The 16,297-nt window shown below is 44.4% G+C and carries 14 protein-coding genes; 12 read left to right on the top strand and 2 right to left on the bottom strand.

What is annotated here, in order from left to right:
* Nucleotides 1-139 precede the first annotated feature (139 nt).
* Complete coding sequence (locus PHQ97_08575) at nt 140-355, bottom strand: hypothetical protein (protein MDD4392783.1); 216 nt, start codon at nt 353-355, stop codon at nt 140-142.
* On the bottom strand, nt 352-597 hold the full coding sequence (locus PHQ97_08570; protein MDD4392782.1) for a hypothetical protein: 246 nt from the start codon (nt 595-597) through the stop codon (nt 352-354). Before PHQ97_08570 ends, PHQ97_08575 begins: the two co-directional genes overlap by 4 nt.
* 267 nt (nt 598-864) lie before the next feature.
* Here PHQ97_08570 and PHQ97_08565 point away from each other — a divergent pair, with 267 nt between their 5' ends.
* The 12 genes from PHQ97_08565 (at nt 865) to PHQ97_08510 (ending at nt 16,291) form a co-directional block, all read left to right on the top strand.
* On the top strand, nt 865-1,242 hold the full coding sequence (locus PHQ97_08565; GenBank protein MDD4392781.1) for a hypothetical protein: 378 nt from the start codon (nt 865-867) through the stop codon (nt 1,240-1,242).
* Between the two features lie 424 nt (nt 1,243-1,666).
* Entirely contained in the window at nt 1,667-2,077 is a 411-nt protein-coding gene (locus PHQ97_08560) for a PilZ domain-containing protein (GenBank protein MDD4392780.1), read from the top strand.
* 983 nt (nt 2,078-3,060) lie between these two features.
* Nucleotides 3,061-4,059 carry a glycosyltransferase family 2 protein gene (locus tag PHQ97_08555; GenBank protein ID MDD4392779.1) on the top strand — a complete coding sequence of 333 codons (999 nt, stop codon included), beginning with the start codon at nt 3,061-3,063 and terminating at the stop codon, nt 4,057-4,059.
* An 85-nt stretch (nt 4,060-4,144) separates the two neighbouring features.
* Nucleotides 4,145-5,071 (top strand): glycosyltransferase, encoded by a 927-nt coding sequence (locus tag PHQ97_08550; GenBank protein MDD4392778.1) that lies wholly within the window; start codon nt 4,145-4,147, stop codon nt 5,069-5,071.
* Nucleotides 5,072-5,426: 355 nt separating this feature from the next.
* Nucleotides 5,427-6,608 carry a glycosyltransferase family 4 protein gene (locus PHQ97_08545; GenBank protein ID MDD4392777.1) on the top strand — a complete coding sequence of 394 codons (1,182 nt, stop codon included), beginning with the start codon at nt 5,427-5,429 and terminating at the stop codon, nt 6,606-6,608.
* Nucleotides 6,609-8,315 carry an FAD-dependent oxidoreductase gene (locus PHQ97_08540; GenBank protein ID MDD4392776.1) on the top strand — a complete coding sequence of 569 codons (1,707 nt, stop codon included), beginning with the start codon at nt 6,609-6,611 and terminating at the stop codon, nt 8,313-8,315.
* A complete protein-coding gene (locus PHQ97_08535) occupies nt 8,312-9,298 on the top strand; it encodes an NAD(P)-dependent oxidoreductase (protein MDD4392775.1) in 987 nt (328 codons plus the stop codon). The genes PHQ97_08540 and PHQ97_08535 overlap by 4 nt, the downstream gene beginning before the upstream one ends.
* Before the next feature lie 45 nt (nt 9,299-9,343).
* Nucleotides 9,344-10,066, top strand: a complete 723-nt coding sequence (locus tag PHQ97_08530) for a class I SAM-dependent methyltransferase (GenBank protein MDD4392774.1) — start codon at nt 9,344-9,346, stop codon at nt 10,064-10,066.
* 51 nt (nt 10,067-10,117) lie between these two features.
* Nucleotides 10,118-10,894, top strand: a complete 777-nt coding sequence (locus PHQ97_08525) for an acyltransferase (GenBank protein MDD4392773.1) — start codon at nt 10,118-10,120, stop codon at nt 10,892-10,894.
* Between the two features lie 405 nt (nt 10,895-11,299).
* A complete protein-coding gene (locus PHQ97_08520; GenBank protein ID MDD4392772.1) occupies nt 11,300-12,298 on the top strand; it encodes a lysylphosphatidylglycerol synthase transmembrane domain-containing protein in 999 nt (332 codons plus the stop codon).
* Nucleotides 12,299-12,317: 19 nt separating this feature from the next.
* On the top strand, nt 12,318-14,243 hold the full coding sequence (asnB, locus tag PHQ97_08515) for an asparagine synthase (glutamine-hydrolyzing) (protein ID MDD4392771.1): 1,926 nt from the start codon (nt 12,318-12,320) through the stop codon (nt 14,241-14,243).
* A 101-nt stretch (nt 14,244-14,344) separates the two neighbouring features.
* Nucleotides 14,345-16,291: a glycosyltransferase family 39 protein gene (locus PHQ97_08510; protein ID MDD4392770.1), complete on the top strand. Its 1,947-nt coding sequence runs from the start codon at nt 14,345-14,347 to the stop codon at nt 16,289-16,291.
* Nucleotides 16,292-16,297: the final 6 nt, after the last annotated feature.

Raw genomic sequence — 16,297 nt, 5'->3', positions numbered from 1 at the left:
TACCCTGAAGTGGACACGAAAAACTGGAATGTCTGGATCAATATCTACAAGGGCCGTGACGGGTCAATGGAATTCGAAAAACAGCCTTTTGGCAGCTGGCCAACTGCAACGAGTTGAATGGTTAAAATTTTGGGCTTGATCATAACTGCGAAAATTTGGCATCTCGCAGTCGCCTTTTGCGTCCGTTTTCCAACCGGGAACATACTTCTATTTCAGTCAGATCCAGCAAAAACTGTTCGTAGTCGATGTTGCTTTCGCTGGCTTGCCTAAGCTGGTTTTCAAGCTCTGACTTGATCGCTGCCATTTTCAAAAATTTCAGATTCTCTATGATCTGAACTCTTGTCGCTGCATTCATAGGCCACCTCCGATCTGGTCGTAAACCGAGATGTCCGGAGCCGTAAAACGTTGCCAGTTGTCAAGCGTATCGAAAACCGTTTCGTGATTCTGACACTTGTTTTGAAGAATATGAATCACCGCATCGCTCGTACCCGAGTCTGCCTCAAGTGATTTGCCCACGGACTCTTCGATAGAATCGGCAGGATAGTCGTTGTAGAGCATCAGAACAAAAAAATTATCCTGTTTTGTAGATGGAAACACTCTATAACACTAAGGTGTTGCAACAGACCTCCCTCAGTGTTTTTCCAATCCGTCATAAATATTTGTGCTGATCAAATTGAGAATTATGGAAGACCAAAATACGGGATAGCCTGATTGAGGGATTCTGTTTTCTGTATTAAGTATCAAATATAAACCTTCCTGACCAACTCGATTGATATCGAGCGTCTATAAGATTTCTATATTACGGTCTCGTTCAAATTATGAACCATCATATTTGCTGGAATAGTCGCCAATAGTGAGCAGCGGATGAAAAAACTCAATTTTATATTCCTGATCTTACTTTTATGTATCCCTGTTACGGCTGCTGATGAGCCTGTAACCGGTAGTATACAGGCCGGGAAAATAACAAGGGGGTCTGAAAAAATTTCCGGAGGTTTGGATTCCGGTTCGATTTATTTGAACACCCTTGGAGATAAGGATCTGTTCCATCTGTCCGACGCTGGAATTAATAAACAGGAAGCTTTATGGCATGAATTTCCGTCGGATGGCGACGAAAAATTTACCAACCGATTGCCCGTAAAAAGATCTCAATCAGATACTGTCAATTCATCCCGCATTATTTTTATGATCCTGTTAACTGTAGGCATATTGGGATTTGTTGGAATTCGAAGAAAAAGACCATGATACGGCGGGGTAAATGGTCGATTTGCAGGGATGTATCCCGGAATATAGATACACTCACATCCAAATCCAAAGGTGAAGCATGAGGGATAATGGCGGCAGACGTAAGGGATTTGATGCACGGGCGTTTTCCTATACCCTGCATATCCCGGAGAACAGATCGGGCAGGGATAGAAGATACGATCGCAGAGAATGCGCGGATCGCAGAAGCCAAATGAATCGGCGAAAAATGGAATCAGATGAGAATAAAATGTCTTTGGAATTGGGCAGGAGGTTAAATCCGGATCGAAGATGTGAAATAGAAAGAAGATCACAATATGCCAGGTCCTTACGGATAAAATCCGGATCGGCTTCTGGTGATGTATGCTGATAGCGCTTTGAAATTATATTCCGATAACCATCTGATCAATTATCGAAACGGATGCATATGAACATAATAAAAAAAAACGAAGCCAGTGATAGAAGAGAAAATCATCGGTACTACGTACCCGAAGGGGAATTTTTTGTTGTAAAATGCAAAACCGGAGAAAAATTAGGCACGTTGCTGGAAATCAGCAGAGGTGGCTTATCGTTTCGATATCTTCCAAACGGAGAACCTTTGTCTGAATCGTTTGAACTGGATATTGTTTTTCGGGAAAATAACGTATGGCTGTCTCAAATACCGTATGAGAATATTTCGGATTTCGAAATGGATTCGGACTGTTATTTCAATACTAAAATTGCAAGAAGACGCGGGTTGAAATTTATTGAGTTGACCGAGCAACACATATCAAAGATCGATCAACTGGTAACAACTTCATACCATTATAGCTTTAGAGATTATATTCCCCCCTCATAAGACCAGAAATTATTATCATCCCTGGTGAGACTTGCTGCCTGTCGTTTTGTCTTTAAAATACAATCATGCCGGGTGAAATAAAAATAACAGATCCATCGGGTGCTACAGCTACAGGCAGAAAACCTGTGGGGTATATTTCTTGTTGCCTCATTCCATAATCAAACTCGATCATATCTTTGGCCACGTCGTCGCGGCCTCCGTCCCGCCCATTCCCGGCATCTTTTCCCCGGATCACGCTGGAGAAGCCGGGAACGGGCGGGACTCCGAAGCGACATGTACGGAAATATGGCCGAAGTTATGGCCGAGCCCCCATAATTAAATCGACTGATGTATCCTTTAATTAATGCACAGGATGCCGTTCTATAATACGTATGAATATTGAATAGTAACTTGTTAATATCAGGTTTTTAGATGCCATGAACAAGGGAATCCCTGATTAACTTATCGCCTGTAGTGTTGTAAAAATGGATCATAGCTTGTGTCCATCAACAGTCTATTACCCATAATCTCTAATCTCTGCTCAGATTTTAATCCTCAAAATACGTTACGCATTTTCCGGGTTAAAATCTTCGCTTTCTTTGAGATAGAAAAACCATTCTTTTTTTGGATGGATAATCGCATTCCTTAAATATCCGGGAAGCGAATTAACAAACTTTATTCAGGTTTGTTTCATACACTCATCCTCATTTCCATATTTCAGCCGTTTTTAAGATTCACTTCAGGGTAATTCAAATTTGATGAATGGAAATAAGATATAATTTACTTTTTCCCTTTTTATCAAAAGAGCACAGTTTCTGAAATAATACAGTTCATCAGTCAGAAAGAATTATGTAACTGAGGAAGCGGAGCTGTATCTTCAGTCCGGAACTCAGGTCCGGAATCTTTTAATGCGGTTAAATTATCCAAACGTCAGGTTGGGATGATTTAAAAATGATGGAATCCATTAAATGATGCAACATTCAGCCAGTAGATATGAAAACGACATGACGATATATTTAAGCATTGTTGTCCCAATATATAATGAAGAGGAATCGGTTGAGAGCCTGTTGGCTGCTATTCTGGATGCCGCAAAAGATTTTTATTTTTCTTATGAAATAATTTTTGTGGATGATGGGTCGGAGGATAATACCTGGAATGTTATTGAAAGGTTAAAGGTGGGTATACCGCAGCTCAAGGCAATAAAATTCAGACGCAACTATGGTCAGACAAGTGCAATGGTAGCCGGATTCGAATATGCCGAAGGTGAGTTTATCGTTACAATGGACGCAGATTTGCAAAATGATCCTTCGGATATTCCACTGCTGCTGAAGAAAATAGAACAGGGTTATGATATTGTCAGCGGTTGGAGAAAAAACAGGAAAGATCATTTTTCGAGAGTCTTCCCATCTAAAATCGCAAATGCGGTTATATCTGCAACAACCGGTGTCAAATTACATGATTATGGGTGTTCACTTAAAATCTACCGTTCGACGTGTGTCAAGTGCCTGAAAGCTTATGGAGAGATGCACAGATTCTTCCCTGCCCTTGCCAGTATGACGGGTGCACGCATAGCGGAAGTCGTTGTTAAACATTATCCGAGAAAATATGGAACATCAAAATACGGGTTTGACCGGATTCTGAAAGTACTGAGTGATATTATTGCCATGAATCTGATTATACGGTTTTGTTCGATGCCATTGAAAGGCTTTGCGGTTTGCTCGATTCCGTTTGTCTTATTGACCGTTTTTTTTGGTACATTTTCAGGATTGGCATGGTTATACCACTGGGCACCATGGAAATCGGTATTTTTTCTGATTACGTCGGCAATGTCGGTAATGGCGGTTGTGCACCTTCTGGCACTTGGTATTCTGGGTGAACTGGTCGTGGGTACAAGCGACCTTTCACACACCGAGCTACCGCAAATAACTAAAAAAACAATTTCGATCAGCAAAACGCCTGCCGAATATGAAACCTATGCCGAGTCCTATCAGTCTGAACTTTGAAAAATAACCTGAGGGTTTCCCCGAAATCAGCCAGGGAACGCGGCGTTCCAAAACCCATAACGTGGATTTTAAAACAGGATCAACGATGAAATACTCAGTCATCATTATAGTGGACCATAAATATAGCGATACCGAACAATTTATTCAGGGAATGTATGACTTGTTTTCAGGATTTTCCATACCGTTCGAAATTCTGATCGTGGCCAACGGATTTGCCGAATGGCTTGGTGCTGGTTTCCAGGAAGAGCTTTTTAAGAGGCCCGAAGCCAAGTATATAGAATTTAAAACAAAAACATCTCAATCGGTATGCCTGAAAGCGGGCATTAAAGAAAGCAGGGGGGAGATAGTCGTTGTTTGCGATTCCTATCAACAGATAACCAATGCTTCGTTAATTGATTTGCTTGATAATCTGGATAACGACATCAGCATTGTTACCCCTTATCGGCAAAATAGAGTGGACAGTCTGCTGAATCAGATTGAATCAAGAATTTTCAACTGGATTATCAGCAAAATGGTATCGACCAATTCTCACGATATGAGCTGTACGGTTAAGGTCTTCAGGCGGGAGGTTCTCGAACAGGTTAAATTTTACGGAAATCTATACAGGTTTCTTCCGATTCTTGCCGAAGAGAGAGGATATAAAACCAGGGAGGTAAGATGCGACCATTATCAACAGCGCGGTAGTTCAGGCATTTACAGTCTGCCTTACTACTTGAAGGTTCTGATCGATATCGTCACCCTCTATTTCAATGTAAAATTCAGCAGAAAGCCGCTGCGGTTTTTCTGCGCTGTCGGGTTATTATTTATCTTAACCGGCTTTTTCATGGTGAGCATTATTTTTATGCAGAAGTTTTTACAGGGGTATCCCATTGGTGATCGACCGTCTCTGCTGATTTCAATGCTCCTGATTGTCATGGGAATTCAGGCGGCCAGTATCGGCCTGTTAGGAGAAATTATCGCATTTACCCATGGTCGTCACAGGAAGCAGTACAGCATCGAGAAAGTAATATAGTACTTAGGGCTCACTCAAAAATAACTTCCCATTTTAAGCGCCGATGCATCCTGTCTGGCTGCGTTACGAAAGCTCGGAATATGCTTGATTGTGCTCGTGCCTTGCCAGACAGGCGCCTCAATACTTAAAATTACGAACTTATTTCTGAGCGAGCCCTTAGGGCTCCAACGGGCGGGACTACGCAGCCACGTTTCAGTACTATGGCCGAAGTTATGATCGAGTCCAATAAAAACCTCTTGCTTCTTATCTTTTGCCTCAAGCGATAGCGGTCCTCAGTCCGCGCGATAGCGCTCTCTGTTCAAGCCGGAGAAAAATTTAATCACACGAATCATCACACTATAGGTCAGGAAGGTATATGAAGCTTTTAGTCGTTAATTATGAATATCCTCCGATTGGTGGGGGCGGTGGGTTTGTCACCAGGGATATTATTGAAAATATTGCGGAACGCGGTCATGGTGTAACTGTCATTACGAGCCATTACAATGGCCTCAAGAAGCAGGAAACCATAAACGGTGTCGATATTATAAGGGTCCCGGTCTGTTGCCGCAAACAGATGGAGGCTGCGAATCTGATTTCCATGTTAAGTTATCTGCCTTCCAGTATTATTAAATCAATTGTGGACTTTGACAGTAAAACATTTGATATCATCAATACGCATTTTGCAATTCCTTCAGGACCGTCCGGATGGATTCTGTCAAAAATGTTCTGCCTGCCGAACGTCCTCTCAATTCACGGGGGAGATATCTTTGACCCCAGTAAATCTTTGTCTCCGCACAATACCCCTGTATTGTCAGATACGGTAAGGTTGATGCTCAAAACCGCGGACAGGGTCGTTGCCCAATCCAGTAATACAAAGTCCAATGCCGGCAGATATTATAAAGTAGATCGTCCGATCGATATTATTCCCCTGGGTATTAAAAAACCGGTTTTTGAAAGGAAAAGCAGGGCGGATTTCGGTCTGAGCGAAGATGATTTTATTTTTTGCACCATCGGCCGTCTGGTTAAACGAAAGAATATCGATGAAACGCTCCAGGTGCTGTCCGGGCTGGATCAGGACCTCAGGGTAAAGCTGCTGGTCATGGGAGATGGGCCGCAGTATGCGCATATCAGCGATCTGGCAAGACAACGGGGTCTTCATGAGAAGGTTGTGATGCTCGGCAATGTTTCGGATGAAATGAAATTCCAGCTGTTGAGTGTGTCAGACTGCTATATCTCAACGGCGATGCATGAAGGATTTGGACTGGTTTTTCTTGAAGCCATGGAATGCGGTTTGCCGGTCATCTGCTACGATTTTGGGGGGCAGACGGATTTTCTGATAAATGGGAAAACCGGATTTCTTGTAGAGTTGGGCAATATGCAAAAGCTTCATCAACGTGTCATTGAAATAATGAATAATCGTGAGGTGCGGAAAAAAATGGGGAATTTTAACAGACAGCTGGTGTGTAATTTCTATATCGAACGGTGTGCGGATCAATATATTACGCTGTTTGAACAACTGATCCATGATTCTGGAAAGGAAAGGAAACGGTTGATTTAAATGACAGCGATGAAAAGGGATATATCTGCTTTGGGCAGTAAAACCTATGATGTGGTCATTGTGGGAGGCGGGATGTTCGGCGCTTGTGCTGCCTGGGAAGCAGCCTCCCGTGGCTTGTCGGCAGCTGTCGTGGATAAAGGCGATTTCTGCCACGCCACGTCAGCCAATCATTTCAAGATGGTCCATGGTGGTATCCGATACCTCCAACATGCCGATGTCGTCCGTATCCGGGAATCCAGCCGTGAACGATCGGCTTTGTTGAGAATCGCTCCCCATCTGGTTCGTCCGCTTCCGATTGTTATCCCGACTTATGGCCATGGAATGAAGGGTAAGGAAATACTGGGAGCAGGAATTATGCTCTATGATATGCTGACAATGGACCGCAACCGGGGGATAGTGAAAGATCGGAATATTCCGCCGAGTCGATTTTTGTCGCGTCATGAGGTGCTGGCGCTTTTCCCGGGTATAAAGGAAAAGCAGTTGACAGGCGGTGCCCTGTTTTATGACGGTCAGATGTATAACCCTCCCCGTCTTGTACTGTCGTTTTTAAAATCCGCCATCAGCCATGGGGCCGATGCCGGAAATTATCTGAAAGTTACCGGTTTTCTCAGAGAGAAAAACCGGATTACCGGCGTTAAAGTGACAGATATGCTGGATAATACAGAAATAAAGATCCGGGCCAATATGGTTCTCAACGCATCCGGGCCCTGGGCGCATCAATTGCTCCAGCAGGCATTGGGCAAGGGTTTGGACCCGTGTCCGACATATTCACGGGATCTGGCATTTGTGGTTAAGAGAAAATTTTCTTCAGATATCGGAGTCGCTTTTTCAACGTACACTAAAGATTCCGATACCCTTATAGATCGGGGGGGGCGTCACCTGTTTGCAGTTCCATGGAGACAATTTACCCTTATCGGCGTCTGGCATGTCGTGTTTGAGAAAACTCCAGAGAATATAACGGTTGGCGAGGATGAGCTGCAGTGCTTTGTTGATGAGGTCAACAGCGCCTGCCCGGGATTGGATATTCATTTGAGTGAAATTCAATTAATCAACACGGGGCTTACGCTGTTTGGCGATAAGGACAGTCAGGGAAGCCAGCAGATGAGCTTCGGCAAACGTTCGGAGATTGTTGATCACAGCCGGACGGATCAAATCGATGGGCTGGTCACACTACTGGGAGTTCGTGCAACCACAGCAAGGGGAATGGCTCAGAAAACCGTTGATATGATTTTTGAAAAACTGGGAAAATCTTTTGTTGCATCCGAAACGCAGTCAACTCCGATTCACGGGGGGCACATGCACAGCTTTCAGAAACTGCTTGACGATGCCATGGGAAAGAGACCTGCCGGTGCTACCCCTGAAATCATGACAGCGCTGGTTCATAATCACGGGTGTGACTATCCGAATGTGCTCAAATATGTGAATAAAAATTCACAATGGGGGTACGGGGCAGGTGAAACAACTGTGCTTCAGGCTGAGATCATCCATGGAATTCGGGAAGAAATGGCTCAGAAACTCTCTGACATTGTGTTCCGAAGGACGGATATCGGTACAGGGGAAAATCCGGGTGCCGCCGTTGAATGCTGTGCTGAATTGATGGCTGACGAAATGGGTTGGGGGCCGGATAAAACCCGGGATGAAATCAATGAGGTAAAACAGTGCTTTCCTCATTTTTACAGAACTATGAAAACAGGACATGCCTTATGAATATTCTGATTACCGGAGGAACCGGATTCATCGGCTCTCGTCTGGCCATCGAGTGCCGCCAGCGCGGTGACCGGGTGAAGGTATTGGGTCAAACCCATACCGATATTGAAAAGGAGAATCAAAAGATCATCGAGTCAGCGGGAGCCATTGTCGTTTCAGGTTCCATGATGGATCGCGAGCTGATATTTGAACAGACAGAGGGCATAGATGTGGTTTATCATCTGGCGGCGGCCCAACACGAATCCAATATCGCAGATCAGGTTTTTCGGGATGTAAACGTGGAGGGAACCCGGAATATGCTTGATGCCTGCGTTTATCACAAGGTCAGGCGCATGATTCACGGTAGTACCATCGGGGTGTATGGCCATCTGGATGGACAGATTGATGAACAATCTGTCTGCCATCCGGATAACATCTATGGGAAGACCAAATTGGAGGGGGAAAAACTGGTCCTTTCATACCGGGATAAACTTCCGGTTACCGTCATTCGGATTTCAGAAACCTATGGCCCCGGGGACCGACGCCTCCTCAAATTGTTTAAAGCCATTCAAAATCACATGTTTTTCATGATCGGGTCAGGTAAAAATCTGCACCATCTCATCTTTATAGACGACCTGGTTAACGGAATTATCCAATCAGGGCAATCCGACGCCGCAATCGGAAATGTGATGATACTTGCCGGAAAAAATCCCATCACTACCGATAAAATGGTTCAAACCATCGCGGATGAATTGAAAACAAAGGTGCCCGGATTTAAAGCGCCCCTGTCGATGTTCATGATGGTGGCCGTTATCCTGGAATTCTTATTGAAGCCCCTGGGTATTTCGCTGCCGTTTCATCGCAGAAGAATGGATTTTTTTAGAAAAAGTTTTGTTCTGTCCGGAAGTAAGGCTTTCGATATGATGAATTTTCAGCCGCAATATGGGTTCCGGGAAGGCGTGGCCGCAACAGCCGGCTGGTACCGTGAAACAGGCAAACTGTAGCGCAGTGCAGGGCCCTATACCTGCCTCTGCCAGGAGAATCATATTATGGAACAAATTTCGTTGACGGCGCGATTGGAACCCTTTGATACGTTCTGGGAAGCTCCGGAAAATATCGAAAAGGGGTTCAACTCATTTGGTAAGTTCTATAAAAGGAACTATTCGAAATATTTTCCGGAAGACAAAACAGCGCGCATACTGGTGATCAGCTGCGGGGCGGGATACTTTGTCAACCTCATGAAACAGGAGGGGTATACGCGCGTGCTGGGGATAGACTCCGATGAGGAAAAAATTGGCTATGCAAAAAAAAGAGGGCTGAATTGCCGGGTAGAGCGTGCCTTTGGTTTTCTGGAAAATAATCGCGAAGCATTTGATCTGATTTTCGCGGAACAGGAGATCAATCACCTGACCATAGATGAAATCGTCCATTTTCTGAAACTGTGCCGAACCAATCTCAGCGCGGGGGGAAAGCTGATCATTCATTCCCTGAATGGATCCAATCCGATTACCGGATCTGATGCACTGGCTCAGAATATCGATCATTTCAATACTTTTACGGAATACAGTCTCAAACAGCTGCTTCGATATTCAAAATTTAACAATATCACCATAAGTCCATTGAAATTATATATCTTTTATGAAAATCCCCTGAATTACATCGGGCTGGCCATCGATGCGATCTTACATACAATGATGAAATTATGTTTCATTTATTACGGCAAGAAAAATCAGATTTTTACCAAGAAACTTGCCGGTATCTGCATTAAATAAGATATTTTTTTCAGCCGATGGCTGAAGAGACCTGGCAAGTGAGGAAAGCAGATGAAGGAAATTAATTCTGACCGGTTGATTCGGGTGATACTCTCGAATGGAAGGCCATCGTTGATAAGAACCTATATGTTGCTGACACTCGGTAAAATATCGGTCAGCAGGTTTATCGGCTATGAGTTGTTGACCGGGTTGCTGGGGGCTTTGCCCGGTGGTATCGGATATTATCTGAGAAAAGTCTTTTATCCGGCATTTTTCAAGAAGGCCGGCAAGGGGCTCATTATCGGGCGCAATGTCGTGATCCGTAGTCCAGGTAAAATTAGTTTCGGAGACAATGTCATCATCGATGATAATTGTCTTGTCGATGCAAGAGGCGCGGGTTCGGAGGGTATCGTTATTGGAGATAATGTTATTCTGAACCGCAACACCATGATTCAGTCAAAGGAAGGGGCCATACGGATCGGGAAATGTACCACCATCGGCTGCAATTCGGTTATCATATCCATAGATGGTGTTGAAATTGGAGATGGGGCTATGCTTGCCGGCGGATGTTATATCAGTTCAGGTATTTATCACTTTGAAAATATCGACCAATCCATTACGGATCAGGGAATCTATTCCAAAGGGCCGATAACAGTCGGCAATCAATCCTGGATTTCAACCAGAGTGACCATACTTGATGGGGTAACCATAGGCTCTGGAGCGGTAATCGGCGCTGGGGCTGTCGTGGCCAAAGACATACCTGATTACGCTGTCGCAGTAGGTGTGCCGGCAGTTGTCACCCGAATCAGAGGCCAAATTCTAAAAAACGGTTCAGAGGGAAAACTGTAGACCTCTGTTGTAGAATTTTCGGGCTTGATCATAACTGCGGCCAGAATGTCGTGAGGGGAGTCTCGCCCGTTCCCGGCTTCTCCAGCACGATCCGGGGGATGCCGGGGCCATGAAGCTAAAGCGCAAAAACTCGGCGCGCCTCAAACAGTTTGCGCTTCTTAACGCTTCATGGCCCCGGCATCTTTTCCCCGGATCGCACAATGTCGTACGCCGGGAACGGGCGGGACTCCCCAGCTACATGTTCAGAAATATGGCCGCAGTTATGATCAAGCCCGAATTTTCTGTCGGTTTTTTCGGCTGCACATGCATAATGATCAGGATACGATACCAGCTCTGAGGTTTCAGAGGCGCTGCAACGCCTGGTTTTAGATCCGGGAGGATATTACGAGAAAAAAAATATTTCAGTTGATTATCAGTTGCATTTTGCTGGGTGTTTTTTTTGCCTGGATCGATGTTAACGAGTTAAAAGGCGTTTTAAAAACAGCCGATTACCGATATCTATCGGTGGCTCTCGTGTTGATGTTTATCAACAGGGTCCTGATGCCGGTAAAGTGGAATATCCTGCTGATAGCTAAAGATATTCATATTGCCTGGTTTGATGCGATACGGATTTATTATATTTCTTCATTTATGGGATTATATCTGCCACCGACGGTAGGGGCTGATTCGATCCGAGTGTACTATACCAGTAAGAAAAAATATCCTGTATCGGATATCGTCGCTTCTATCATTGTTGAAAGGATTATAGGATTTCTCGCATTAATTTTTTTCATTATCATCGGATGCTTCATATTATCATCCTGTTTTACCGATATGAATCTAAAGCTACATAATCTGATTTTTACGAGCCTGACGATGAGCTTTCTGTTCGTTTTATTTTTCTTTGTCTCTCTGAATAATTTCTTCATCAGGATAGTTGAAACATTTTTAGAGAAGCTGTTCCATAGAAAATGGATCGGTAAATCCGCGGTAATCGCTCATAAACTTTTTCAATCTTATGCCTGTTATAAAACAAAGAAGCACTTTTTGATACTATTCTATGTTCTGACCTGTATCGAGGTGTTGATGCCCGTTATTATCAGCTATATCATTGCTGGCGCGCTCAATGTCTCGGTGCCGCTATCCTTTTTTTTCGCCTTTGTTCCCATAGTGCTTTTTTTAATCCGGTTGCCCATCTCCATAGACGGGTTCGGCATTAATGAGGGGGGATATATATATTTTCTTTCATTAATGGGGGTTCCGGAGACTCTGGGCTTTGGCGTCGGAATTATCAATCATTTTATCCTGCTCATTGGTTTATTACCGGGGGTGTTTTTTTATGCGTTTGATAAATACAAAGACTATAATCAAACCAAACAGAAAATGACCATTCCTGACACGCCAATTATTCAACAACCCAGATGATAGAGGAAGCTGATTCACTATGTGTGGAATAACCGGATATATAAATCCAGACGGTGTAATGGATTCCGACCTTAAAAAAATGAATGATGCCGTAATGCACAGGGGCCCGGATGATTCGGGCATTTATATTGATACCGGAAATACCATTGGTTTAGGGCATCAGCGACTTTCTATCATTGACCTTTCAGGCGGCCGTCAGCCGATGTCAAATGAGGACGATACGATATGGATAACTTTTAACGGTGAAATTTATAATTTTCAGGAACTAAAAAAAGAACTTGAGAAAAATCATGATTTCAAAACAAAAAGCGATACTGAAACCATCGTACATCTTTATCAGGAAAAGGGAAACCAGTGTGTCCAGTATCTAAGGGGAATGTTTTCATTTGCTCTTTATGATACAAATAAGCGAACACTTTTTGCCGCACGGGATCATCTCGGGCAGAAACCCTTCTATTACTATCATGATGGCGATGTGTTTGCGTTTGGTTCAGAGATTAAATCATTGCTGGCATTGAAACCTGCGTTGAGAAAGATCGATGCAGAAGCGTTGAATGAGTATCTGGCAATCCGAATCATTACCCCCCCGCGCTCCATGTTTCGAAAAATCAGAAAGCTTCCCCCAGGTCATTTTCTGATCTTTCAGAATGGGCAGCTTGAAATCTGTAGATACTGGAATTTAAGATATCAGCCGAAACTCAGAGACAGTTTTGAAGATATTCTGGCGGAACTTGAAAACCAGCTTGCGTCTACCATAAGATACCATCTTGTCAGTGATGTTCCGGTCGGTGCTTTTTTGAGCGGCGGGATGGATTCCAGTCTTGTGGTTGCGATGATGAGAAAAGTCAGCGATAAGACAATCCATACATTCTGCGGTGAGGTCGATTATGAAAACTACAGTGAGGCGCCTTATGCCAGAATGGTTTCAGAACAATACCGAACCCGACATCATGAACTGAAGATTAAGCCTTCTTTAATCCGCACCTTACCGGATCTGGTCTGGCATCTTGACGAGCCGTCCGATCCGCTTTCCGTCTGTATGTACTCCATTTCAGAACTGGCTCGCAAAGAGGTAAAAGTGGTATTGGGTGGTGATGGCGGCGATGAATTGTTTGGAGGATATGATCGGTATTATGGGAATCAGCTGGTATCCTATTATGCCCTTATTCCTGAAAATATTCGAAGGAATATTTTTGGCAGATTAATTGATCGCGTTCCTGAAGGCTTCTGGTACAGGAGCTTAAGCCATAAGCTCAAATGGATGCATCAGCTCTCATTTGAGCAGGGGGCAGATCGGTATGCAGAAAGCCTGGGGTATTTTTACTTTTCAGATGATCAAAGGAAGTCTCTCTATACGGACAAATTTTATAAGGAAGTTCAAATATTTGATCCGGAGATCTGTATTAAGGATTATTTCAACAGTTCTAATGCTGAAGATATGATTGATAAAATGCTGTACGCCGACAGCATGACGCGAATGGTGGATCATCCGGTAATGATACAAGATAGAATGACAATGGCTCATGGCCTGGAGGCAAGATCTCCATTTCTGGACCATAAACTGGTAGAATTCTGTGCTTCCATTCCAAGCAGGTTCAAAGTCAGAGGAACCCGGCGAAGATATATTCAGACGCAACTGGCAAAGAAATATTTACCCTCAGCGTTGATAAGTCGGAAAAAACAGGGCTTCTCATCTTCGCTTCCGTATATATTAAATGATGAATATCATACGATATATGATAAATTTTTGAATACTTCGCACCTGGTCCGGGAAGGATATTTCCAGAGAGATGCCATTGATAGGCTGCTTCAGGAACATTTGATGAAAAAAGCGGATCATGGATGTAGATTGTGGTTATTATGCAACAGTGAAATCTGGTACAGAATGCATATCGAAGACGAAAGTGCCGACTCGATTCGGATGTCGCTGTCGAACCACGGATAACTATAGCTTGGTGAGCATACTTTCAAAACGAAAAATCGTGCGTGTGTTGTGCCAATCTGGCGAATTATATTAATCATTTTTCTTTCCCCTCGGTGGTCAATATGAATTTTCAATCGTTTCTATATCAGGAACACACGGCTGTATCTTACAAAACGAAAGATATTTGTCTGTTTGCGGCTATCTTGATTGGTGGGATGATGCTTCGATTCTGGGGACTTGGCAATGTCGGCCTTCATGGCGATGAGGAAACCATGGCGATGCCGACGATGCAAATCCTCAAATCCGGTCAGCCCATTCTGCCCAGCGGTCTATTTTATCCCAGAGGTCTTGGACAGCTGTACCTGATGGCACTTTCAGTCATGGGGTTCGGGGAATCTGAATGGGCCTTCAGATTCCCGTCTGCTGTTGTGGGAACCCTGGGTGTCGTGGTTGCCTTTTTCCTGGGCCGACGGTTCCTGCCGCCAAAATGGAATCTGCTGTTTGTGCTGGTCATCGCTTTATACCCATCCATGATCATCATTTCCCAAACTGCAAGAATGTATATTTTTGTATCCACGTTTCTGATGCTCTTTGCGATATTGATATTTCGCTGGGAAGTTCGTAAAACATGGAAAAGCCTTGTGGCGGCCGTGATCGCGATGCTCGTTTCCATCCAATTTCATCAGCTGGCAATTTTTTGTTCATTTCTGTTCTTTTTCCCATTTTTAAAAAGGCCGTCAGCTAAATCCCTGATTCAGGGGGCGGCGGGGTTTTCAGTGACGGCCGGGGCTTTTATGCTGTTCAGACGATGGGTGAATCTGCAGTATGGAATTTCCTATGTGCAAACCCTTTCCCTGCCGTCCGGCGGACTGTTTCACGCCAGTGGGTTGTCGCATGGCTTGACGTCATCAGGATTTATTATGCTGTTATGCATCATCGTGGTGGCGGTAACAGCCATGCGGCATCAATCGAAAAGCCGCGCTTTTTTGCTGGCAAATGCGTTGTTGGCGGGGGCAGTCGTGGTCTGCTGGCTGGGACAATACTTTGCAGGTTCCATCCTGTTCACTTGCGCCAGTATCCTTTATTTGCGCGACAGCAAGCTGAAAAGCTTTCTGTGGGTTGTGTGTATTCTGCCGCCGCTGCTGGGGTTGATGTTCGGGATTCAGTTTCATGAACTGGCCCGGGCAGCTGACGGTGCTTCAGGAACTGCTCGGATATTGAAAATTCTGGCGGGTACTCCATCCCCCCTGGTATTGATCACGTTTTTCAGTGAATTGCCGTTGGCATCGCTCCTTTATATCGCTGTGCTGGCCTGTGCCATGGTTCAGGTTGCTAAAGGGGCCAGCCTTCCGGATCATTTCCTGCTTTTTGTACTGTCGGTTGGGATGCCGTTGCTGGGTATCGGTTTTTTCAAAAATCGCATCCCGAATCGATACCTGTTTCAGTTGCTGCCGTTTATTATCCTGTGCTGCATTTCGGGTGTGGCCTGGCTGCTGCAAATTGAAGCCTTGAGGCGTCCTCTTTATGGAAGCCGATACTCACTTGGGCTGTTATTTTCTGTTCTGCTGCTGATGTTCATAAACCCGGTTGAGCTGTCAAAGAGCATCAATCCGGGCTATGATAGATTTCCAGATCACAAGGGGGCTGCGGAATATATCAGGGGGCTCGACAGGCATCCTGAAGATGTCATCATGGCCGAGGATGTTCTGCAGCAGACATTTTATCTCGGGAAAGTGGACTATTGGCTCAGATCTCTGGATGATGCCGGGTTTTTCGTCAAAGACATTGACGGGGTGTTGCTGGATAACTACACACATACCCCGCTTATCGGATCCGGGGCCGAACTGAAAAACATTCTGGAGCACGAGAATCGGGGTGCAGTCTACATTGTCGGCAGCGGTGAAACTGCAACATACAAAAATTATTATCTGGGCAATGGCATCATAGATGTCATGAGCAGATATCCATATGAAATAGTATATCAAGGGCGGGATCACAAAACCATGATATGGAGATACTCACCCCCTGGCAAATCAGCCACCTGTTCGGTTCTGAATATTTCGGAATGAGAGGGC

This window comes from Desulfobacterales bacterium (assembly GCA_028704555.1).
In the GTDB taxonomy this organism is placed as follows: domain Bacteria; phylum Desulfobacterota; class Desulfobacteria; order Desulfobacterales; family JAQWFD01; genus JAQWFD01.
Note: the sequence above shows the minus strand (reverse complement) of the source record. Positions and strands in the feature narration are given on the sequence as shown.